The 18,157-nt window shown below is 57.3% G+C and carries 17 protein-coding genes, 1 tRNA gene and 1 riboswitch; of the genes, 8 read left to right on the forward strand and 10 right to left on the reverse strand.

Translation table 11 applies throughout. From position 1 onward, the window contains the following. Positions 1-65: 65 nt before the first annotated feature. From greB to fliW, 7 genes are all read right to left on the reverse strand, one after another. Positions 66-623 carry a transcription elongation factor GreB gene (gene greB / locus G482_RS0103095; protein ID WP_028448800.1) on the reverse strand — a complete coding sequence of 186 codons (558 nt, stop codon included), beginning with the start codon at positions 621-623 and terminating at the stop codon, positions 66-68. Between the two features lie 16 nt (positions 624-639). Next, on the reverse strand, positions 640-1,815 hold the full coding sequence (rluB, locus tag G482_RS17085; protein WP_034618662.1) for a 23S rRNA pseudouridine(2605) synthase RluB: 1,176 nt from the start codon (positions 1,813-1,815) through the stop codon (positions 640-642). A 97-nt stretch (positions 1,816-1,912) separates the two neighbouring features. Continuing rightward, positions 1,913-2,368, reverse strand: coding sequence for a hypothetical protein (locus G482_RS0103105; protein WP_028448801.1), 456 nt, complete (start codon positions 2,366-2,368; stop codon positions 1,913-1,915). Positions 2,369-2,463: 95 nt separating this feature from the next. Continuing rightward, positions 2,464-4,983, reverse strand: a complete 2,520-nt coding sequence (mutS, locus tag G482_RS0103110; protein ID WP_084414457.1) for a DNA mismatch repair protein MutS — start codon at positions 4,981-4,983, stop codon at positions 2,464-2,466. 84 nt (positions 4,984-5,067) lie between these two features. Continuing rightward, on the reverse strand, positions 5,068-6,513 hold the full coding sequence (gene tilS / locus G482_RS17090) for a tRNA lysidine(34) synthetase TilS (protein WP_051258675.1): 1,446 nt from the start codon (positions 6,511-6,513) through the stop codon (positions 5,068-5,070). Further along, a complete protein-coding gene (locus G482_RS0103120) occupies positions 6,482-7,450 on the reverse strand; it encodes an acetyl-CoA carboxylase carboxyltransferase subunit alpha (protein WP_028448803.1) in 969 nt (322 codons plus the stop codon). Before G482_RS0103120 ends, tilS begins: the two co-directional genes overlap by 32 nt. Before the next feature lie 138 nt (positions 7,451-7,588). Further along, entirely contained in the window at positions 7,589-8,002 is a 414-nt protein-coding gene (gene fliW, locus G482_RS0103125; protein WP_028448804.1) for a flagellar assembly protein FliW, read from the reverse strand. Positions 8,003-8,224: 222 nt separating this feature from the next. Between fliW and flgM the strand changes: the two genes are divergently transcribed. Beyond that, positions 8,225-8,497, forward strand: coding sequence for a flagellar biosynthesis anti-sigma factor FlgM (gene flgM, locus G482_RS0103130; protein ID WP_028448805.1), 273 nt, complete (start codon positions 8,225-8,227; stop codon positions 8,495-8,497). Then, positions 8,497-8,946 (forward strand): flagella synthesis protein FlgN, encoded by a 450-nt coding sequence (locus G482_RS0103135; protein ID WP_028448806.1) that lies wholly within the window; start codon positions 8,497-8,499, stop codon positions 8,944-8,946. The genes flgM and G482_RS0103135 overlap by 1 nt, the downstream gene beginning before the upstream one ends. A gap of 11 nt (positions 8,947-8,957) precedes the next feature. Here the strand turns inward: G482_RS0103135 and G482_RS0103140 are convergent, their stop codons facing one another. Next, on the reverse strand, positions 8,958-9,902 hold the full coding sequence (locus tag G482_RS0103140) for a type II secretion system F family protein (protein WP_028448807.1): 945 nt from the start codon (positions 9,900-9,902) through the stop codon (positions 8,958-8,960). A 110-nt stretch (positions 9,903-10,012) separates the two neighbouring features. Further along, positions 10,013-10,212, forward strand: a riboswitch (Lysine riboswitch). Between the two features lie 86 nt (positions 10,213-10,298). Between G482_RS0103140 and dapA the strand changes: the two genes are divergently transcribed. After that, the gene (gene dapA / locus G482_RS0103145) at positions 10,299-11,177 is read left to right on the forward strand and encodes a 4-hydroxy-tetrahydrodipicolinate synthase (protein ID WP_028448808.1); all 879 of its coding nucleotides are present in this window, start codon (positions 10,299-10,301) and stop codon (positions 11,175-11,177) included. 297 nt (positions 11,178-11,474) lie between these two features. Here dapA and G482_RS0103155 read toward each other — a convergent pair whose 3' ends face one another. Continuing rightward, positions 11,475-12,761 carry a nitronate monooxygenase gene (locus tag G482_RS0103155; protein ID WP_028448809.1) on the reverse strand — a complete coding sequence of 429 codons (1,287 nt, stop codon included), beginning with the start codon at positions 12,759-12,761 and terminating at the stop codon, positions 11,475-11,477. 276 nt (positions 12,762-13,037) lie between these two features. Here G482_RS0103155 and bioF point away from each other — a divergent pair, with 276 nt between their 5' ends. The 4 genes from bioF to G482_RS0103175 all read left to right on the forward strand — a co-directional run bounded on the left by bioF (position 13,038) and on the right by G482_RS0103175 (position 17,432). Then, positions 13,038-14,234: an 8-amino-7-oxononanoate synthase gene (gene bioF / locus G482_RS0103160; protein ID WP_028448810.1), complete on the forward strand. Its 1,197-nt coding sequence runs from the start codon at positions 13,038-13,040 to the stop codon at positions 14,232-14,234. After that, entirely contained in the window at positions 14,228-15,100 is an 873-nt protein-coding gene (locus tag G482_RS0103165) for a Rossmann-like and DUF2520 domain-containing protein (RefSeq protein WP_028448811.1), read from the forward strand. The genes bioF and G482_RS0103165 overlap by 7 nt, the downstream gene beginning before the upstream one ends. 18 nt (positions 15,101-15,118) lie before the next feature. Next, a complete protein-coding gene (bioH, locus tag G482_RS0103170; RefSeq protein WP_028448812.1) occupies positions 15,119-15,895 on the forward strand; it encodes a pimeloyl-ACP methyl ester esterase BioH in 777 nt (258 codons plus the stop codon). A gap of 61 nt (positions 15,896-15,956) precedes the next feature. After that, positions 15,957-17,432, forward strand: a complete 1,476-nt coding sequence (locus G482_RS0103175) for a cobyric acid synthase (protein WP_028448813.1) — start codon at positions 15,957-15,959, stop codon at positions 17,430-17,432. A 64-nt stretch (positions 17,433-17,496) separates the two neighbouring features. Here the strand turns inward: G482_RS0103175 and G482_RS0103180 are convergent, their stop codons facing one another. After that, positions 17,497-17,835, reverse strand: a complete 339-nt coding sequence (locus tag G482_RS0103180) for a P-II family nitrogen regulator (protein ID WP_028448814.1) — start codon at positions 17,833-17,835, stop codon at positions 17,497-17,499. Positions 17,836-18,043: 208 nt separating this feature from the next. Between G482_RS0103180 and G482_RS0103185 the strand changes: the two genes are divergently transcribed. Continuing rightward, positions 18,044-18,128: transfer RNA gene (locus G482_RS0103185), tRNA-Leu, on the forward strand. Positions 18,129-18,157 lie beyond the last annotated feature (29 nt).

Raw genomic sequence — 18,157 nt, forward strand, 5'->3', positions numbered from 1 at the left:
CTCAGGCGGTAAGCTGGCAAAAAGCTTTACATTTTCTCACGAACTTGTCGTTACAAAGCAAAAGCTTAGCTTTCGATTTTGCAGTACTCGACGGCGATGATTTCCAGCTCTTCCAGCCCTTGTGGCGTGCGCAGGGTGACCACATCGCCTTCACGGGCTTTGAGCAGTGCCCGCGCCACAGGCGAAGTCCAGCTGATGTGGTTTTTTTGGAAATTGGTTTCATCGATGCCGACGATACTGACGGTTTCCTCGCGGCCATCTTCACGCAGATACGTCACGGTGGCGCTAAAAAACACCTGATCCGTGGCTTCGCGGGTTTCCGGGTCGATGACTTCGGCGTTTTCTAGCCGCTTGCTCAGAAAGCGAATGCGACGGTCGATCTCGCGCAGGCGGCGTTTACCATACTGATAATCAGCATTTTCCGAGCGATCCCCATTGCTGGCCGCCCAATTCACCACTTGGGTAACGTGCGGCCGCTCTTTATGCACCAGCTCGTACAGCTCATTTTTCATGCGCTGCCAGCCTGGTGGGGTCATGTAGTTTTTGCTGCCCTGCGGGACTTTCAGCTCCGCCGGCAGCTCGTCGTCATCGTGCTCGGTTTCTTTGGTAAACGCTTTGCTCATGATCTTTCAGCAAGGTTTAGCGTGGTTTCACGGTGCCGGTAATGGTGAGATTGGCCCATTTCATGATCGAGAGTACTTCAGTCTCGGATAATTCATAAAACTGACCGCGTTTCAGGCGCCCGGGTAGGCGGAAAGTACCAAAGCGGATCCGCATTAGTCGGCTAACCACCAGTTCGAAATGTTCGAACATCCGGCGTACCTCACGATTCCGACCTTCCTTCAATACCACGTGGTACCAATGGTTTTTGCCTTCGCCGCCGCGATCTTCAATCCGGCTAAAGTTGGCTGGGCCATCATCAAGCTCAACCCCATTTACCAGCTGTTTCATTTGCTCTGGCGTCAGTTGCCCGTGCACCCGTACGGCGTATTCGCGCTCGACTTCAAAGCTCGGATGCATCATGCGGTTGGCTAATTCACCCGAGGTGGTGAACAGCAGCAGGCCGGAGGTATTAAAGTCCAATCGGCCAATCGCTACCCATTTGCTGGAAGAAATCCGCTTGAGGCGATCAAACACCGTAACACGGCCTTCCGGGTCATCGCGGCTTACCAGTTCGCCCTCTTGTTTGTGATACATGATGATGCGAGGCAGGCGATCTGGCCATTTCAGCGGTACGCGTTTGCCATCGATCCGTACTTCATCACCAGGGCTGACTTTGCTGCCCAGATCGGCGATTTTGCCATTGATACTGACACGGCCAGCTTCGATGACTTCTTCCATTTCGCGGCGCGAACCCACGCCTGAGAAGGCCAGTACTTTTTGCAGGCGATCGTCGCCTAGCTGATCGGTAGTAACGCGCTTTTCTCGCAGTTGTTTGCGGATAGCCACTTCGTGTTGCGACGCCTGCCGTTGTGGCATTTTCTTGGCGCGCTTTACAGAAGTTTTGACTTTGCTATCGCGAATAACGGTTTTGGTGGTTTCCGGGGTAGTGCTGGCGTCTGGCAGACCTTGCACTTCGCGCGCTGCCGCAGTTTTGGCGATGGCTTGCGCGACCATCTTGCTCAGGCCCGAAGTAGGAGACTGGCGGGCCGTGCTGATTTTTTTACTACCGGTTGAGCGGCCCATGTTTGGCCCGGCCAGCGTGGATGACTTGGCGGTGGCGGTTTTACGCTGGCCAAATGAAGCACGCTGTTGATCGTTGGCGCGCGCTTCGCGAATGGCGGGTTGCGGGCGTCGGGCTTTGGTGGTTTTCATGGGCAAATCAAATCCGTGGAATAACAGTCCATTATACTGGCTTTGGCGCTAAAAAAGAAAAAAGGCCGCGCATGGCGGCCTGCGGAGCGGGTAGTGCTTAGGCTTCATTGGTAAAGAAAGCGATGCTACCGATGCTGGTCATGCCCAGATTAAAGACCTGGCCGCGCATTTCTTCGCCGCCCTGATCCAGCTCCAGCCGGCGCTGGATTTCAAACAGCACCTCGATTTCCTTAAACCATTTCAGTAGCCGGGTATCTTGATTCAGATACTGCTCGATGGCGGCTTTATTAGGATGATCTCCCACCACCATCACGCCACCGGCGCTGGTGCTGCGCAGCTGATAGGCAGGGGGCACCTGCACATGAGCATGGATACTGAGGTGGCTGGCAAGGTCTTCGCCAAAGCGGCGCAGCTCGTGCGCGGTACGGGCTTTAAAGTCGCTGAGCTCGATGCCGCTTTGCTGATCGCCGGCTTTTAGCAAGCGGGCGAGGTCGAGCAAAGTAGTGCCTTGTTGATCAACAATAGGTGTTGCCAGATCAGAGACCGAGTTCATAACAAATCCTTGCAAGTGGTGATGACTATGTACTGAGCTTAGTGAAGCCAAGCGCCCAAAGCAGGGTAAATATTGCCGAAGTTCTACCTGCCGCGCTAGACCATGCCCTTGAGTTTATAGATGATCTCCAGCGCTTCGCGCGGGCTAAGTTCATCAGGGTTTACCCTAGCTAATTCATCCACGGCCGGATGGGCTTCCGGCTCGGAATCAGCTGCCAATGTGGGTGCAAATAGATCAGCCTGCAAGCTATGGGTGAAGCTCGATTGTTCTAGCTCAAGTAATTTGCGTTTAGCATGGCGAATCACCTCGCGCGGCACCCCCGCGAGGCTGGCGACGGCCACCCCATAGCTTTGCGAAGCTGGGCCTTCTTGCACGGCATGCAGGAACACAATGCGGTCTTTGTGCTCCACTGCGTCTAGGTGCACATTGGCCACTTGCTGGTAATCTTGGGCCAGACGCGTCAGCTCAAAATAGTGCGTGGCAAATAGCGTATAGCTGCGGTTTTTCTCGATCAGCGCTTTCGCGATCGACCAGGCCAGTGCCAGGCCATCAAATGTCGAGGTGCCCCGGCCCACTTCATCCATGAGCACCAAGCTATGCTCACCCGAGTTATTCAGGATATTCGCGGTTTCGGTCATCTCCACCATAAAGGTTGAGCGCCCGCCGGCCAGATCATCGCTGGCGCCAATACGGGTAAAGATGCGGTCAATTTGCCCGATCCGCGCGCTACTGGCTGGTACATAGGCGCCCACATGGGCTAGGAGCACAATCAAGGCTACTTGGCGCATATAGGTCGATTTACCGCCCATATTCGGGCCGGTAATCAGCAGTAATTTGCGCCCAAGGTGAAAATCCACGCTATTGGGAATGAAATCATCAATTTGGGCTTCGACAACCGGATGGCGGCCGGCGTCGATCTGCAGCACGTGTTCTTGGCAAAACTCCGGCGCCACATAGCCCGAATGCTCGGCCCGCTGGGCCAAACACACCAAGACATCCAGCGTGGCAACGGCGCTGGCGGCCAGCCGCAGCGCGGCTAAATGGGCTTGGAGGGCCTCTAAAACGCCGTCGTAGAGTTGTTTTTCCAGTGCCAGCGCCCGCTCGTTGGCCGAAAGGGCTTTTTCTTCAAATTGCTTTAGCTCCGGCGTGATATAGCGCTCGGCGTTTTTCATGGTTTGCCGGCGGCGATAGTCATCAGGCACCTGACCGGTGTAGGAATTGGTCACTTCAATAAAGAAGCCGGCCACACGGTTGTATTCCACCCGCAGATTGGCAATGCCGGTGCGCTCACGCTCGCGCGCTTCCAGCTGGGTGAGAAATTCGCCGCAGTTATTCTGTATGCCGCGCAGCTCGTCTAGCTCGGCCGAGTAGCCATCCGCAATCACCCCGCCTTCGCGAATCACCACGCCCGGCTCGGGCTGGATGGCCGCGGCCAGTTGCGCATGAATCGCTGGCTCCGCCGCCAGCGCTTGGCTCAGGCCTGCAAACAGCCCTTCATTGGGTAATTGCGCTGCCAGCGTGGGTAATACGGCCAAGCTGTCACGCAGGCTGGCCAGATCGCGCGGGCGGGCCGATTTAAGCGCAATGCGCGCCACGATGCGCTCGATGTCGGCTATTTCACGCAGCTGCGCATGCAGGCTGGGGCCATCGCCGCGATCCAGCAGGGTGCCAATGGCGGCTTGGCGCTCCAGAATCCGGGTGTGTTGACGCAGCGGATGGTGCAGCCATTGGGCCAAGAGGCGCGAGCCCATGCCGGTGGCGCAATGATCCAGTAGCGAGAATAGCGTGGGGGCTGCTTCACCGCGAATGGTTTCGGTCAGCTCCAGATTGCGGCGGGTGGCGGCATCCAGCTCGATAAACTGGCTGTGGCTTTCTACCCGCAAACCCGCCAGTGGCGGCAGTGTGCCGCCCTGCGTGCTGCGTACGTATTCGAGCAAAGCGCCAGCAGCGCCCAGCGCCAGCAGTGGCTCGCCCACGCCAAACCCGGCCAGATCATGCACGGCAAAGTGGCGCGTGAGCAGGCGCTCGGCATTGGCCGCATCAAATTGCCAAATGGGTAGCCGGCGCACCGGCACGCGCAGCTGATCAAACAGCGATAGCTCGGCTTCGTCGCTGAGCAAGATTTCCGCCGGGCGCAGGCGTTCTAGCTCGGAGGCGAGTTTTTCGGCCTCGGTATCCAGGAGGGCAAAATCGCTTGAGGCCAGCGAGAGCCAGGCCAGGCCCATTTTGCCGCGCTGCATGCGAATGGCCAGCACGCGGTTTTCTTGTTTGTCATCCAGCAGCGCCGCATCGGTGAGGGTGCCGGGCGTGATCACCCGCATCACTTTGCGCTCGACCGGGCCCTTGCTGGTAGCGGGGTCGCCCACTTGCTCGCAAATGGCCGCCGATTCGCCCATTCGTACCAATTTTGCGAGGTACGGCTCCAGCGAATGAAATGGCACGCCGGCCATTTTAATGGGCTCGCCGGCGCTGCTGCCGCGGGTGGTGAGGGTAATGTCCAGCAGCCGGGCGGCTTTGACCGCATCGTCGTAGAACAGTTCGTAAAAGTCGCCCATGCGGTAAAACACCAGCTTATCGGGGTGCTGGGCTTTCAGCGCCAGATACTGAACCATCATCGGCGTATGTTGAGGGGCACTTTGTTCGCTGCTGTTCTTTTTGGCCATAGGGTATAGCTTGCTAGGTATTGTTGATATTAGGTTTTAGGCTGATACATGGGCGGGGTAGGGCTGCCAGATTGGCAGCAAACCGATTTCATCGGCTGCCACTTGCCACGCCGCCGCACACCCGACGCCGGGCATGGCTACCAGCTCATCTGCAATGGTGATTAGCGGGGTCGTTTCGCGCAACCATGGCGCAATGCCCAGCGTTTGGCAATGGGCTTTGAGTGAACGCGTGGGGCGCTGTGGCCCGAGCTTGAGCGTTTCGCCGCCGTGCCGGCCGCGCACGGCCCAGCCTTGAACCAGCAAAGCGGGCTTGAGCCCCGCGCCTTGCGCGGCTTGCCAATACAGTGCGCCTTGCCAACCGGGCAGATCAATCCGCTCACCGCCCTGCGGCGGCTGGTCAAATTGCCGCGCTGGCCCAGCGTGATCACGCGCGCTGCACAGATACAGCTGCCCACGATAGCGGCGCACGGCCGCACCGCGCCAGACCAGCGCCGGATGCGTGTCGGCCTCGGCTTCGAGCGCTGTGCGCAGTAATTCATTAAATGCCCGTAATTCCAGCACCATGCCGGCGCGGGCCAGCCAGTGGCGCAGGGCATTGTGTTGGCGCACGGTGCTCAGTGTTTGCCATTGCGCCAGATTAAGCGCGCCCAGCGGCGCGGCGCTTTCATCAAGGCAATGGGCGAGATCTTGCTGCGCGATTTCCTGCTGCAATTCGTGGGCTTGTGCCTGATGTATGGCGCTGCGGGCCAATAAGGTTAAGGCTTGTGGCGTGATACCCTCAATGGTCGGGATTAGCGTTTGACGAATGTGGTTGCGCTTAAAGCTCGGGTCAGCATTGCTTTCGTCGGTAATCCAGCGCAGTTGCTGCGCCTGCGCGTAGCTTTCCAGCTCTGCCCGGCTGATGCCTAAGAAGGGGCGCAGTAGGGCTGTCGTGGTTTGGTCATGCTGCGGGGCTTGTAGGGTCCGTTCACGTGGCATGGCAGCTAGGCCCGCCGGGCCAGCGCCGCGCAGCAGATTCAGTAGCAAGGTTTCAGCCTGATCGTTCAGGTGATGGGCCAGCACAATGGCTTCGCAGGCTTGCTGCGCGTACACCTGATAACGCTGCTGGCGCGCACTGCCTTCCAGGCCTAGCCCGTTGTCGCGCGCGACATTCACCTGCACGACCACGCACTCGATGTGCAGGGCGCTGGCCACCTGCTGGGAGTGCACTGCCCAGTGCCCGGCATTGGGCGAGAGGCCATGATGCACATGCACGGCGCTGAGCGTAAAGCCTAGCTCGGCTTGTAGGCCGGCCAGCCAGTGCAGCAACACGGTGGAATCGAGCCCGCCCGAAAAGCCCACACACAGGCGCGGGAAGGCACAACGGGAGCCGTAGCTCCCGTTGTTGGTTTCTGTTTGCGCGCGCGAACGCTCACAAAACTCGGCGATGAAGGCCTTGGCCTGCGCCCACTCAGGCGCTGGCTTCTTCTTTGAACTTACCATATTCCATCAGGCGATCGAAGCGGGCATCCAAGAGCTCGTCGACACTTTTTGCTTTCAGGGTTTTGAGCGAATCGGCAATCGATTTTTTCAAAGTCGCCATCATTTCCTGCGGATTGCGATGTGCGCCACCCACTGGCTCGGTGACCACTTTATCGATCAGGCCCAAGGTTTTGAGGCGGCTAGCGGTAATGCCCAGTGCTTCGGCCGCATCGGCGGCACGCTCGGCAGTTTTCCACAAGATCGTTGCGCAACCTTCCGGCGAAATGACCGAATAGGTTGAGTATTGCAACATCTGTACCACGTCACCCACGGCAATCGCCAAGGCACCGCCTGAGCCACCCTCACCAATCACCGTGCAAATCACCGGCACGCGCAGTTTGGCCATCTCATACAGATTACGGCCAATCGCTTCCGATTGCCCACGCTCTTCCGCGCCAATCCCGGGGTAAGCACCCGGGGTGTCAACAAAGGTAATGACGGGGATGTTGAATTTTTCGGCCAATTTCATCAGGCGCAAGGCTTTACGATAGCCTTCCGGACGGGGCATGCCGAAATTGCGGGCGATTTTTTCTTTGGTATCGCGGCCTTTCTGATGGCCAATCACCATCACGCTCTGACCATTAAAGCGGGCCAAGCCGCCTACAATCGCCAGATCATCGGCAAAAGCGCGATCGCCGTGCAATTCCTGAAAATCGGTAAACAGACCTGCGATGTAATCGTAGGTATAAGGCCGTTGCGGATGACGGGAAACCTGCGAAATCTGCCATGGCGTGAGCTTGGCGTAGATGTTCTTGGTTAATTCCTGGCTTTTCTTTTCCAGGTGTGAGATTTCTACCGAAATATCAACGGCCGAATCGTCCTGCACGTAGCGCAGCTCTTCGATCTTGTTTTCAAGCTCGGCAACCGATTGCTCGAAGTCAAGGAAGGTGGTTTTCATGCTGTAAAACTCCAGAAGCGCCACGGATAGCGCAGACAGGCGGGCACGATCCCGCCTTAAAATTTCGCGCAATCATACAGCAACAGCTCACCGTGACCAAGCTGACAGGCTGGGTTTTAGCTGTTGCGGTGCGGCAAATCAGGTGTTGCTAAAGACGATATCGGCTTTCACATCGAGCTTTTGCAAGCCTTTGCGCGCTTTGAGATTGATCACCAGCGGGGCGAGGGTATTGGCGCGAATCGGTTCACCATCCGGGCGCGAAAGAATCAAAAACAGCATGGCATCGCTGGCATCGGTGAGTTCGATCTGGGCGCATTCTTCGTCGCTGAGCTTGAGCACATAGTTAAAACCTAAGCGCTCGGCGCCCACAATTGAGAAGGCGACTTCAGCGTCATCCAGCGATTGCAGCCAATACACGCTGGGATTGGGTTTTTCTTCGTGCAGCAATTTGAATTGATGGCAATGCTCAAAGCCGGGCAGGCCGGCTGGAAAATGAATAATGGTGTCGGGATCAACTTCGATCGGACCAAACTGGCTTTGAAAAACGTTCATCGGTTTACCAAGCTCCAGAGCGGGGTGGAATGAGATAATCCGGTTTACATTAAAGGATGCGCGCGGTGCTGGCTATCTTTTTGCCTTTGTGCGGACAAAAAGTGTATTAGAATAGGCTGATAATCAGTTGAATTGCTAAAGAAATTCCTGCTGCTGCCGATTATTGGCATAATAGCAATCACGACGACTCAAGCCGCCGTAGCTAACGGTAGGGGAAGCATCATGAAAATCGACAACTCGGGTAAGCCACTGGCCGGGCTGGGCGCCAAGCCCACGGAAGTGCGCAGCAGTACGGCCGAAAAAGCCGACAGCACGGTTGCCGTGAGCAGCAGTGTCAATAGCAAACTCTCTGGCGTCGCCAGCAACGAAGCCACATTCGATGCCGATAAAGTGGCGCAAATCCGTGCGGCCATCGCTGAAGGCCGCTTCGCGGTCAAGCCTGAAGCCATTGCTGATGGCCTACTCTCAAGCGTGAAAGAGCTGCTGGCCCGCTAATGTCAAACGTTCTACCGGATTTGCTCGCTGCCGAGCTGAGCCAAGTCCAGCTTCTGTTGCCTATTTTGCAACAAGAGCAACAAGCTCTCATTCAACGCCAGTTTGACCTCGTTACCAAGTTGATCGAAGCCAAACTGCGCGCCTTGCAAGCCCTCGAACAAGCCACAGCTGCACGCAGCGTTTACTGCCAGGAACAAGGCTGGCTGAGCAGCGATGCCATTGAGGCGCATTTAGGCGAGGCCTTGCCGCTGTGGCAAGAGTTATTGCTGCAAGCACGCCAAGCCGATATGCTTAATCGCAGCAATGGTCAATTGATTCAAAGTCACGAAGAAGTTAACCGCCATCTAATGGCTAGCCTTGCGGCTGCGCGCAACCCGGATATTGGCTATAGCGCCGATGGCCGCCTCAGTAATCAGGGCGCCGCCAGCCGTCCGCTGGATCGCGCTTAATCGCGGCGGCGTTACAGCAAGCCGCGCACGATACCTACCCCAATCAAGACATACAGTACTCGCGGAATAAGGCGGCTCAGCCTGCGCAAGCGAGCGCTTTGCTGGTGCTGCATTTCTGCGGCCAAATTTAGCAGCAAATCGGCCAGAGTGCCGCTGGCCTCCGCAACGGTAATGCGACTGATGGTGCTGGCAGGCCATGGCCAGCCCAGCTGCAATAGCGCCACGCTGATCGCCATGCCTTGCTGTAGCAATTGGCTCAGTTGCAAGCACTCGCGTTGCAACTGGGGTAGGGGCATGCTTACCCGGCTGTGGGTGCTGGCGCTGGCCGGGTCGATGCCCGCTTGAATGAGGCCCGCCCAATGGTTGAGCCAGCGACACAGCACGTAATCCCACAAATAGCGCTGGATAATTGGAATATGCATTAGCCCCGCCAGTAGCCAGTGCCCGTGTGGCTGCTCATTGCGGATAGCTGTATATACCCGCCAAGGTATATACAGTAAGGCAATAATCAACAATGCTTTTATCAATATACCCATTAAGACGGAGCCTAAGCTGAGGGTGCCCGCGGCCAGCGCAGGTAAGGGGGCGAGTAGGCTACTGAGCAAAAATAACAACAGCGGCAGCGCCAGCCGGGCGCGGCATTCGCGCCAGCACAGTAGCCAGTGGTTTTCCTGCGCTGCCAGCCGCTGCAGCACGGCGGCCAAGCGGCCAGCGGTTTCGCCTGCGGCAATCTGGCTGGCGATGGGTGGGCTAAACCAGCCGGCACGCGTGCCTGCTCGACTCAGGGTTTCCCCGCGGGCAATCGCTCGCTGCACTTGGGCTAGCCCCGCGTGCAGAGGTGGGGGGAGGTGTAGGTTGGCCAGTGTCTGGCTTAGGGCTAAGCCGGCCCGCTCACCGGCCGCTAATTGCTGCAGCAGCTGGGCGCGCAGGGCTAGTGGGAGTATTTGGGCGGCCATAGAGTCTAGTTTCGATCTGCATCAAGATGCCGGTACTGGCTTGGCTTAGGATAGCTGGCATGACCAGCGTTTGACAAAGCGCCGTGCTCGCCGCGACAATATCGGCTCTGAACGACAAGAGAGGCGCCTTGCCCAGGTCGTACTGCCGAGAAACGCATGTTTCCGCGACGCAGTACCAGGGGGTGCAAGGCCGAAGTACCGTTGAACATGCGATTTACCGGTGCTGGTTGCAGGGGCTGAATCCCCTGGACTGTCAGTAGCCCGCTGTGTGCCTTGCCGCGCATTGGGGTGCTGGAGTGCTCTTGGTGATGATCTGCCTTTAGATGCGCAGGGGCGCATCTGTCATTACCGCACTTTTCCTCTCTCCAATCGTTGTGTCTTGAATTGGAGATTCCTATGACGACCGCTCTCGATCCGCGCCACACCGCGCTGTGGACCGCCCTGATTACGCCGTTTGCTGCCGATACCTCACTGGATTTAAATGCCCTCACGGGTTTATTGCGCGAGCAGGAAGCCGCAGGGGCCGGGGTATTGCTGTTGGGTTCGACCGGCGAAGGTGCCAATCTGACTTTGGCCGAGCGTAAAGCCGTGCTCACTCATGCCTGTAGCTTGAATTTACAGGTCCCGATCATGGTGGGTGTGGGCGGGCTTGATCTGGCCAGTCAGCTTGAATGGCTGGCCTTTTGCGAAACGCTGCCGGTACAGGCGTATTTGCTGGTCACGCCCATTTATGCCAAACCGGGCGCCGAAGGCCAGCGCCGCTGGTTTAGCGCCTTGCTGGATGCGGTAAGCAAGCCCTGTATGCTCTACAACATTCCATCGCGCGCGGGTGTGCCGCTGTCGGATATTGCACTTGCCGGCCTGGTTGCCCACCGCAATTGCTGGGCGGTCAAAGAGTCGGGCGGCAATGCAGTGCGGTTTGCTGAGCTTAAAACTGCTTTCCCAAGCATTGCCTGGTATTCAGGCGACGATGTGCTGTTTGCCGAACACGCTAAACTGGGCGCCGCCGGGCTGGTGTCGGTGGCGAGCAATGTGTGGCCACAGCAAGTGGCGCACTGGGTGCAGCAGGGCTTGGCAGGTGAAGCAATTGGGGATCTGCTGCGCACTGCATCCGAAACACTATTCTTAGCCGCCAATCCAATCCCTGCGAAGGCGATTATGCATCGCCAAGGGCGGATCGCCAGCAATGAATTGCGCCTACCTTTGTGCGCGGCAGATTTGGCTTCATTGGAGCCGGTGTTGGCAAAAGACCGTGAAGTCGTTGCAGTAGCTTGATCGGTTTTTTTAGGGGGTATTGGGCTGAAGTTTTTGTAGATATTGCGTTGCAGCTTGATACCCCTAGAGATGGCTATTTTGAGTGTGATCGCGATTGTACGTTTGCTGGCGCTGGAAGGCCTTGAGCGCGATGCTGTGCTTTGCAAGGTGCCCGTGCTAGTGTGAGCATAGGTTCATGCCACTGTAGTTGATGGGCGAGCTTAAGCTAAAACTTTAGTCATTGCCTCGCGTGGCTTTGTACTGATTATTGGCAATAAAAAACCCGCTCAAAAGCGGGTTTTTCTTTTTTGGCGTGGATTAAACCGCACTTTCGTCTAGCTCTGGCAAGGCAATCGTATTGCCTTTGCTGAATTGATAATCTTTAAACACATGCTCGGCGGTTAGCAATTGGTAGCGACCGTCTGGCAATTTGTTAGTGGTGTCTTTGAGGCGGTAAGTGTAATGGCCGCATGTCCAGCAATCGAAATTGCGCATGTGGGTGCACAGGCAGGTTTTCTCGTAAACGTGGATTTCCGAGATTTTTTTCGCATCCGGATTTTCTTCCAGTACCTTGTTATAGGCCTGAATATACGAGCAGCTGCCGTTGGCATCCAGCAAATAGCCATAAGCTTCGCAATTGGGGCGGATGCCGGAACCAATGGCCGGGGTGTTTTTCAACATCCGCATTGGGTAGCCCGTTGGTGAAATCTGGTTCACTTCAATAATTTCTTCCGAGGCTTTGAAGTATTCCTGTTTCACATCATCAGGCAGGCCACATTCTTTGGTTACGGTAAAGCGGGTGGCCACTTGCACGCCGCCACAGCCCATTTCCAGAAAACGCACGGCGTCTGCGCCGGTGAAAACGCCACCAGCGGCAATCACCGGGATGTCGAAGCCTTGCTCTTTGATCCAGGCCACGACTTCGGCCACGATGTCTTCGAGTTTGAATTCGGCCCAATCCATGCCAAAGCCAAGGTGGCCGCCCGCCAGCGGGCCTTCTACCACCACGTAATCGGGCAGGCGATTGGTCTTGGCCGATTTTTTAATAAACAGCTGCAGCGCACGTACTGAAGACACGATGATGCCCAGTTTGGCTTCGCGGAAACGTGGGTGATCTTCAATCAGGCTGAATGAACCCAGGTGCAAACCGGCGGCCAGGGTGATGCCATCAATGCCGGCATCCAGCGCCGCGGCCATGCGCACGCGCAGGGTTTCTTTGGGCGCGTTCATGGTCAGCTTTTCCATGCAATTGATGAAAATCAGACCATCGCCTTGTTTGCGCTCCATGGTCGCTTCGACATGCAGGCGAGTGGCTACCGCCAGCTCATCCAGATCGAACTGAACTACGGATTTATCGCTGTTGTTGACGTTGAATTTGTATTTCTTGAGCTTTTCTTTGACGTATTTGGTGTTGTAGCGGCGATCGGTTACCGTTTTGATCATCGCATCGGAGATGTGGCCAATCCCACCTAGGCGGCAGGCTTCCAGAGCCAGATCGGCGGTGGAAATATCCACGCCCATGCCGCCGATCATGATCGGTACGTATTTTTCCTCGCCGCCTGCAGGGTTTTTAAATGTCAGGCGAAAATCATCAACACACTTCATTCAACTCAATCCACTGCTTCAGCCCATCACTTAGTGCATTCAAATTCAAACGAACGTTTATAAATGCAGGGCATGAAATCGCTATTTTTCAGAAGGTGGCATCATATCTTAAATAGCCGGTACTGGGGCGGTTCATCGTATGACCAGAAACAATAAATCATGTTTTTCCCGCACTGCTGCAACGGTAATAATTGTGCTGCCGCTATGCAGATTGATTATCGACCCACTGGATGGTTCCGTTAAAATAATGCGACACCCTGAATGAATGGCCCGCCTATGTCGACGATTTCTCTATTTGCCGAGCTGGAAGACACGCTAGCGCAGCGCCGCGCCCAGCATTTGTGGCGCGAACGCCGCCAGCTGGCCAGCCCGCAAGGCGCGCACGTGCGCCTGCACGATGGCCGCACGGTGCTCAATTTTTGCAGCAATGATTATCTGGGCTTGGCCAACCACCCGGCTGTGGTGGCGGCCGCCCAGCAGGGGGCGCTGGCTTGGGGGGTGGGGAGTGGCGCCGCGCACTTGGTCACCGGGCATTTCACGCCACAGCATACTTTGGAAAAACGCTTGGCTGAGTTCAGCGGCAAGCCCGCGGCGATTTTGGTCTCGACTGGATTTATGGCTAATCTGGCGGTGATTTCGGCGCTGGTGGGGCGCGGCGATGCGGTATTTGCCGATAAGCTCAATCATGCTTCGCTCAATGATGCCTGTCAGCTCGCACGGGCAGAATTCAAGCGCTTTGCACACAATGATGTGGCGCAGCTGGAGCGCCTGTTGGCCAGCTCCAGCGCGGCGCGCAAGCTGATTGCCGTGGACGCGGTGTTTAGCATGGATGGCGATCTGGCTCCGCTGGCAGCCTATCTGGATTTGGCGGAACGCTACGATGCGGTGCTGTATGTGGATGACGCGCACGGCTTTGGGGTGCTGGGGCAGGGGCGTGGCAGCTTGGCCGAGCTGGGGCTAGCCTCGCCGCGGATTATTTATATGGCCACGCTGGGTAAAGCCGCCGGGGTGGCAGGGGCGTATATCGCTGCAGAGCAGGTGGTGATTGATTATCTGATCAATACCGCCCGGGCGTATATTTATACCACCGCCGCGCCGCCGCTGTTGGCTTGCGCATTACACGCCAGTCTGGATGTCATCGAGCAAGACGAGGCCCGGCGCGAGCGGCTGCAGGCGCATATTCGTTATTTCAAACAGTTTTTTGCGACTGAATTAGCGGGGGCAGGCTGCGAGCTATTGCCCTCAGATACCGCCATTCAGCCCATCATTGTGGCCGATAACACGACGGCCTTGGCTTTGTCGCAGGCATTGTTGGCGGCTGGGATTTTGGTGGCAGCCATTCGCCCACCCACTGTGCCCACGCCAAGGCTGCGCGTGACGCTATCGGCCGCGCATACGGCCGAAGAAGTGGCTTTCCTGTGTACCGAGATTGGGCGGGTCCTACTTGCGCAGCCAAAGGCGGCCGCATGCTGACGCTCAATCTGCTTGGTGCTGGCCGCTTAGGGAAAAGTATTGCACAGCTGGCCCAGCAAAGCGGGCGGTATGCTCTGGCTGGCATTTACTCACGCAGCTTGGTGAGCAGTGCTGCCGCTTGCCAGTGGATTGGTGCAGGTCAAGCGGCCGCGCAACTGAGCGCTTTACCACCGGCTGATTTGTGGCTACTGGCCGTGCCCGATGGCGCAATTGCCAGCGTGGCCGCCGAGTTGGCCCAAGCAGGCGTGGTGAATGCGGGGGCGGTGGTGTTTCACGCTAGCGGTGCGCTGGCGGCCGATCAACTTGCACCGCTGGCGGCGCAAGGCGCGCATTGTGCTAGCTGGCACCCGGCTTTTTCTTTTGCCGACCCCGCGCGCGCGGTGGCCACGTTTGCAGGTAGCTTTTGCACGCTCGAGGGCGCGCCAGCGGCGCTCTCGGCGCTGGATATGTTTACGCAGGCGCTGGGCGGGCAGAGCATCTACTTGTCGGCCGCCGATGGCGCGCAGCGCAAACAGGCGTATCATGCCGCGCTCAGTATGGCGTCGAATTTTCAGGTTACGTTAGCGGCGCTGGCGCAGCAGGTCGCTACTCAGGCCGGGCTAGATCAGCCTGTGGCACAGGTGCTGATTGCCAGCCTGATGCAGCAAACGCTCCACAATATCGCCGCCTTGGGGCCTGCCGCGGCGCTAACCGGCCCGATTGTGCGGGGCGATCACCGCACCGTGGCGGCGCACCTCGCGGTCTTGCCCCAGCCCTTGCACCCGGTCTATCGCGAGCTGGGGCTGCAGACCGTAGCGCTGGCGGGCGAGCGCTTAAGTGCTGCGCAACACGCCGCGCTGCGGCAGCTTTTGCAGGTGGCGTCTTAATTTTTCATGGCTGAGAGTATGGATTTGCAGATTGAAACGCGGGGCCGCGGCCCCGATGTGGTGCTGTTGCACGGTTGGGCGATGAATGGCTCGGTGTGGCAGGCGGTGGCGCGTGAGCTGGAAAACGATTTTTGTCTGCATATTGTCGATTTGCCCGGGCATGGCGGCAGCAAACTAGCCGACGACGCCACGCTGACTTTGCCAGCGATGGTGGATGCCGTCGATGCGGCGTTTCCGTTTCCGGTGCAGGTGGTGGGCTGGTCGCTCGGCGGCGCGGTGGCAACGCAATGGGCGCTGCAGCAACGCGATAAAGTGCGCTCGCTGACGCTGGTCGCCTCTAGCCCCTGCTTTATGCAACGCCCAGATTGGCAACCGGCGATGGCGCAAAAAGTGCTCGAGCAATTTGCCGCGAGTTTGCAAGCCGACTGGCAGGGCACGCTGAAACGCTTTATCAGCCTGCAAGCAATGGGCGACGCCAGCGCACGCGAAGTGACGCGCGAATTGCTCGCCGATTTATTCAAACACGGTGAGCCAAAACTCGCGCATCTGGCTGATGGCCTGAATATCCTGCGCGATACCGATTTGCGCGCCGAAGTGGTCAAAGTCGATTGCCCGGTGCTGCTGCAATACGGCGATCGCGATACGCTGACGCCGCTGGCGGCGGGCATGTGGCTGGCCAATGCCCTGCCTCAGGCGCAATTTCGGCTGCATCACAAAGCCGCCCATGCGCCGTTTCTGTCGCACTTGGCAGACTTTGTCGCCACGCAAAAGCAATTCCTGCTCGACAATCAATAAGGGTATGTGGCTGTAGCTATTAATTGATATAGTCTACAGCCAGATACCCTCTGGAAAAATCATGCCCACGCTGATGATTCAAGGCTGCACGTCCGATGCAGGTAAATCGACCTTAACCGCTGCGCTGTGCCGTTTGCTGGTGCGCCGTGGCGTCAAAGTTGCGCCGTTCAAGCCGCAAAATATGGCGCTCAATTCGGCGGTGACCGAGGATGGTGGCGAGATTGGTCGGGCGCAGGCGGTGCAAGCGGTCGCGTGTGGTTTGGCCGCGCATACCGATATGAATCCGGTGCTGCTCAAGCCATCGAGCGATTGCCGCGCGCAGGTGATTATTCAAGGTAAATCCATCGGTAATCTGGATGCGGTGGATTATCACGATTACAAAACCACGGCCAAACGCGCGGTGTTTGAATCATGGGGCCGCTTGGCGGCGCAATACGACTGGGTGATCGTCGAAGGCGCGGGAAGCCCGGCCGAAGTCAATCTGCGCCAAGGCGATATTGCCAATATGGGCTTTGCCGAAGAGGCCGATTGCCCGGTGTGGCTGGTGGCGGATATTGATCGCGGCGGCGTGTTTGCGCATTTTGTCGGCACGCTGGCCTGCTTGAGCGAGTCGGAGCAGGTGCGGATTAAGGGCTTTATCATCAATCGTTTTCGCGGCGATATTAGTTTGCTGCAGCCGGGCTGCGATTGGCTGGAAGAAAAAACCGGCAAGCCGGTGCTGGCGGTGGTGCCGTATTTGCATGGACTTGAAATTGCCGCTGAAGACGCGCTACCTAAAACCGTAGCGAATGCCGACGGTGAGTTTCGTATCGTCATCGCCACCTTGCCGCATATCTCGAACCACACCGATTTCGATCCGCTGCGCCGCTTACCCAATGTGCGCTGCGAGTTCGCCAATCCGAATCAGCCCTTGCCCGAATGCGATTTGCTGATTATCCCCGGCAGCAAAAACACGCTGGGCGATTTGGCGCATTTGTGCGCGCAAGGGTGGGATAAGCAAATCGCGCGGCATTTGCGCTATGGCGGGAAGGTGATTGGTGTGTGCGGTGGGCTGCAAATCTTGGGCGAGACGATTGCTGACCCACAGGGTATTGAGTCGGGGGCTATGTCCGCCAATGGTTTGGGGCATATACCTATAGCAACCGAATTAGAGGCCGAAAAGCAGTTGCTCAATGTAGCGGGGCAGCTGCTGGCTAATCAGGCGCCCATCAAAGGCTACGAAATCCACGTTGGCCACTCGACATGGTGTGCTGCAAGCCAGCCCGAATGGCCGCGTTTTGCTGCGCTGGATGATGGTCGCCAGGATGGTTGGGTGTCGCCCGATGGGCAGATTATCGCCACGTATTTGCATGGCCTCTTTGACGAGCCGGCCGCACTGCAATCACTGCTGGCGTGGGCGGGTTACCAGCTGGCGCCCAGCGCAGTGCCCAATGCCCACGTATTGCTCGAGCGAGAAATCGACCGGCTGGCCGATGCGCTGGATGCCGCGCTTGATTGGTCGCGTGTGGCGCAGGCCGGCTTGGTGCTGGCAGATTAAGCCAAGCAAGGCGCAATAAAAAACGGCCATTAAGGCCGTTTTTTATTGCCAGCCAGCGGCGAGATTACACCGCTTGATCGTTGGTTTCGCCGGTACGAATCCGCACTACATGTTCAACCGGGCTCACGAAAATTTTGCCATCGCCAATCTTGCCAGTGTGCGCGGCTTTGATGATGCCTTCGATCGCGGTGTCGACTTGATCATCTGATAGCACTACTTCGATTTTTACCTTGGGCAGGAAGTCCACTACGTATTCCGCGCCGCGATACAGCTCGGTGTGGCCTTTTTGACGGCCAAAACCTTTGACCTCGGTGACCGTGAGGCCGGAGATGCCAAGCTCAGACAGCGCTTCGCGCACTTCATCGAGTTTGAATGGTTTGATGATGGCTTCAATCTTTTTCATGGCGTGCCTCAATGCATTGCAAGCGGGTTAGGGTTATCCGCGAGTATAAACGAGGCCTGACGCGCTTTGCCATGCGCACTTGCGTCAAGCGCAGCATTACCGCGACTCATGGAAAGATTTTTAACGCTATTGATTGTTTTTTTGCCAAGCATGCTCTATAGTGCGCACCTAGACATTTCAGTCGTTATTATCTGTAACGGCTTAAAAAGCGAGCGTGGCGAAATTGGTAGACGCACTGGATTTAGGTTCCAGCGCCGCAAGGTGTGAGAGTTCGAGTCTCTCCGCTCGCACCATCGAATTCTTTTCAAATTAAAGTTACATC

Origin of the sequence: Chitinibacter tainanensis DSM 15459 (assembly GCF_000429785.1) — a bacterium.
Classification (GTDB): domain Bacteria; phylum Pseudomonadota; class Gammaproteobacteria; order Burkholderiales; family Chitinibacteraceae; genus Chitinibacter; species Chitinibacter tainanensis.